The following is a 3,338-nucleotide window of genomic DNA, read 5'->3' on the forward strand; positions in this document are numbered from 1 at the left end:
ATAACCTGATCCCATAAGGATTCTACAGCACAATTGACTCAATGGTATTCGTATGCTATCTATGCAAAAGCATATAGAAAATCATGAGCCCGCTTAGGATCTTCTACAGACAGGTCTCATATTCTTGATATAGGCTTATAACCAAATAATTAAAGCTGCCTGCTTCTCTGGATTTGATGCTTTCTTCAATTGTTCCTTAAAAGCACTTGATTCAGTAATGCAAGTTATTATAATCTCCAAATGAGATTGTTTAATTCATTTCATATGTTCAATCAGAAACAGATCTCAATATTACTACCTATATCTGCGAACAATTCAAATAACTTCAAACTATTGAACAGAGAAGAATCCAATCTTTTCAATGAGATTCAAAATATAGAAAGCACTGTTTATTGTAACTGGGGGGGGGGTAACCCTACTCTACTCACCGATCCGCCCTCCACCGGAGATTTTTTCAAGCAATGAACATCCTGAAAAGCTTATAGAAGGAGTTAAAAATGAGAATATTAATTGCTGGAATTGTATGCCTTCTAGCATCATCCTTGAGTGCTTTAGATCTAATTGATACTGTACAATCACTCAGGCAGCAGGCCTGGGAGAGTGAATTTATTCCAGAGTCAACAGTGCCTGTGGTACCACTTACTGATTACGATGAGTTTGAAGTTGTAGAGCTTTTCCGGGCGGAAACGATAGAGGAGCTTGAAGCTTCTCTGGTGGATGGTTATCCATATCCATGGCTTAAGGAGACACTCAAGGATGAAACTATTCCCTGGGAAGACAGGTACTGGCTTGACAGAAGAGTGAGATCTGCGATCTCTCAGAACCTACATGTTTTCTTCGATACAGAGGGTAATCCTGTCCATGTTGATGCTGATGGAATATTCCCCGGAGAGTTCTACTGGCGCGAACACATGATTGTTGATCCTGCCGGTTGGAATGTTCCGGAAGGAGCAGAGCGACCAGTTGATCTGGATGAATGGGATATAGGCCATCTGTATGATCCATATGGTAATAGAGTGGGTGAAATAGCGGTACCAGTTCCAAGAGTAGTTGCTCTTTCAAGGGATGCGAGCATAGGTGTGATAACAAGTGGAGGCAATGGAATCTACAATTTTACGAATCAGCCCTATGCATGTTTCATGTATCCTGATGGATCATTTTTAGAAGTACCATTTGATTCAATTGGGATGTACGATGCAATCGTTTCACCTGATGGCAGTTTAATTGCTTTCTTTTGTGTCGAGCGGCTCTTTCTTCCATCTGAAGAAAGACAGACAAGTATAGTCCCTGTTTACCTTTTCGATAAGAATAGTAACCTTATCAGGACGATTACCCCGCCAGTGCCTTTGAGATGGTCCGAAAGACCTGCAATATCCGAGGATGGTAGTTACATATGCCATCAAGCTATAGGAGCTAACACTTGCCTGATAGATTGCTCCGAAGGAACTGCCAGGATAATTGAAAAGCCTAGTAATTACTATGATCAAAGCACTTCCAATTATTCGTTTTCCCCCGATGGAGAATATATATGCTTGGGAGGTTCTACAACTGGGAGAATTCTAGAACTGACTAATAGCGATGACATGAATACCTATTCGGAGACAGAGCCTATAGCTGGTGATAGGAATACTAGGACAGTAGTATGTTGCTCCAATGACCAATTCTCTACAACACTTACGACTAGGCGAGGTAGTACACCGGATTTCTATCATGAACTTGTAGTTTATGTTGATGATAAAGCGATATTCTCAGGTCGTATTCCCCCAGAAGGACTCACCTACACGATCCAGACTGAAGTTTCACCCAACGGTTATTATCTGCTTGTAAATCCTGCGAATGCAGCTAATGGAGAACCTATTGCGTACGGTGGACTCCCACCTGGCATTCGCATGGGAATATACAATCTGCCATTAATTGCAATGCAGATAAAGGTCAGGTGATAGTGATGAAGAATACAAGAATGAATGTTATCTTATTAATTGGTATTGTTGCTGTAACCGCTGTTTCGTTATATGCAAACGATCCCACCGTGGTTCCTTGGCCGGTTGGAAGTACGCTTGGCGAGATGAATCAGACAAAAACCATAATGAACAGCTACGGTGACCCTAATGGATCATGGGCTAACCAGTTTTTCCACTGCGGCATAGATATTGACGAGCAATCCGCAAGTTGCGATGAAGTTCGCTGTGTTCATGGCAATGAAGCACTGGGAGAATTCGTTGTAGTATCAAAAAGACTTGAAGGTTTTTCCAAAGGTTATTCACAATGGGTTGTTGTAACCACCGAGGGAACTGACTCGCTCAACCACGAGGATTACGGATGGTGCTATCAGCATTTGTTCTCTCCCTATCCTCCTATATGGGATACTGTTAGTGTCGGGGATCTGATCGCTGTCATGCATCCTCAAGTAGCTGTACCTCATGTTCATTTCAAGTGGACAACATGGGATTATAATGAGTGGTGTTATGTCAACCCGTTGAATTATCTGGATACTGCTCCAAATCAAGGAGATCACTTCGATTGGATTTTTAATCCGGATGGATATCCAAATGATTTTGAATCTTTCTTCCTTATTGATGATATCCCTGATAATTGGTCAGATGATCCAAATGTCGTGTTTAATGATACACTTGATAGAAGCGCGCTTGGACTAGATGTAGTGCCATATGTAGCAGATGTAGATCTTTTCTTTGGATTCAGCCTTCTCGGTCGTGGAGACAATACTCATCCAGACTGGGAAAGGAATGATCTTGCGCCGGAACGGATACAATGGAATATAATTCGCGAAACTTCATCAAGAGATATTACTCTGACAGAGAACTATGTTGTTAATTTTGATTGTCCATTGTCTTGGAATTCCCATGATATCTCTATTCTGCATTACTTCCGACTTGATCTGGACGAATTGTATTCTCATATCACAGGTGAATATGAAGGTCTTATCACGTGCCTCACCAACTGCGGCGACATGCAGGGCTGGGAAAACCTCGGAATAGACAACATCGAAGAGAACTGCTGGGATACGAACATCGATTACCAGTTCTCAGATGATGCAACCAATCCCATCCTTGCTGCCTACAAGGATGGTCCTTATCTGATTGATGTTACATGTTCTTCTCATGGTGATCCTGCAGTTGAATTTGAGCAGAGCATAAACTGCGAGCTTCACAATTTCGCACCTGTTGTTGAGGAAGTAATTGTTTCCGGTTCTACCGGAGAGATCTATCATGCCGAATGGACAGCCAGTGGGCTAACTCCTCAACTGAACGTTACAGTTGATATCCCTGTTAGTAACAGCGAGATTCTTGATGTGACAGTGATATTTTCCGAGCCCATGA

2 protein-coding genes are annotated in these 3,338 nt (G+C 42.0%); both read left to right on the top strand.

Annotated elements, in window-relative coordinates; genetic code table 11:
- The first annotated feature begins 497 nt into the window (after window positions 1–497).
- Complete coding sequence (locus K8R76_12970; protein MCD4849086.1) at window positions 498–1,940, top strand: hypothetical protein; 1,443 nt, start codon at window positions 498–500, stop codon at window positions 1,938–1,940.
- A 20-nt stretch (window positions 1,941–1,960) separates the two neighbouring features.
- The coding region (locus K8R76_12975; GenBank protein ID MCD4849087.1) for a M23 family metallopeptidase at window positions 1,961–3,338 on the top strand (1,378 nt) is incomplete at its 3' end.

The organism is Candidatus Aegiribacteria sp., from assembly GCA_021108435.1.
Classification (GTDB): Bacteria; Fermentibacterota; Fermentibacteria; order Fermentibacterales; family JCC-6; genus Aegiribacteria.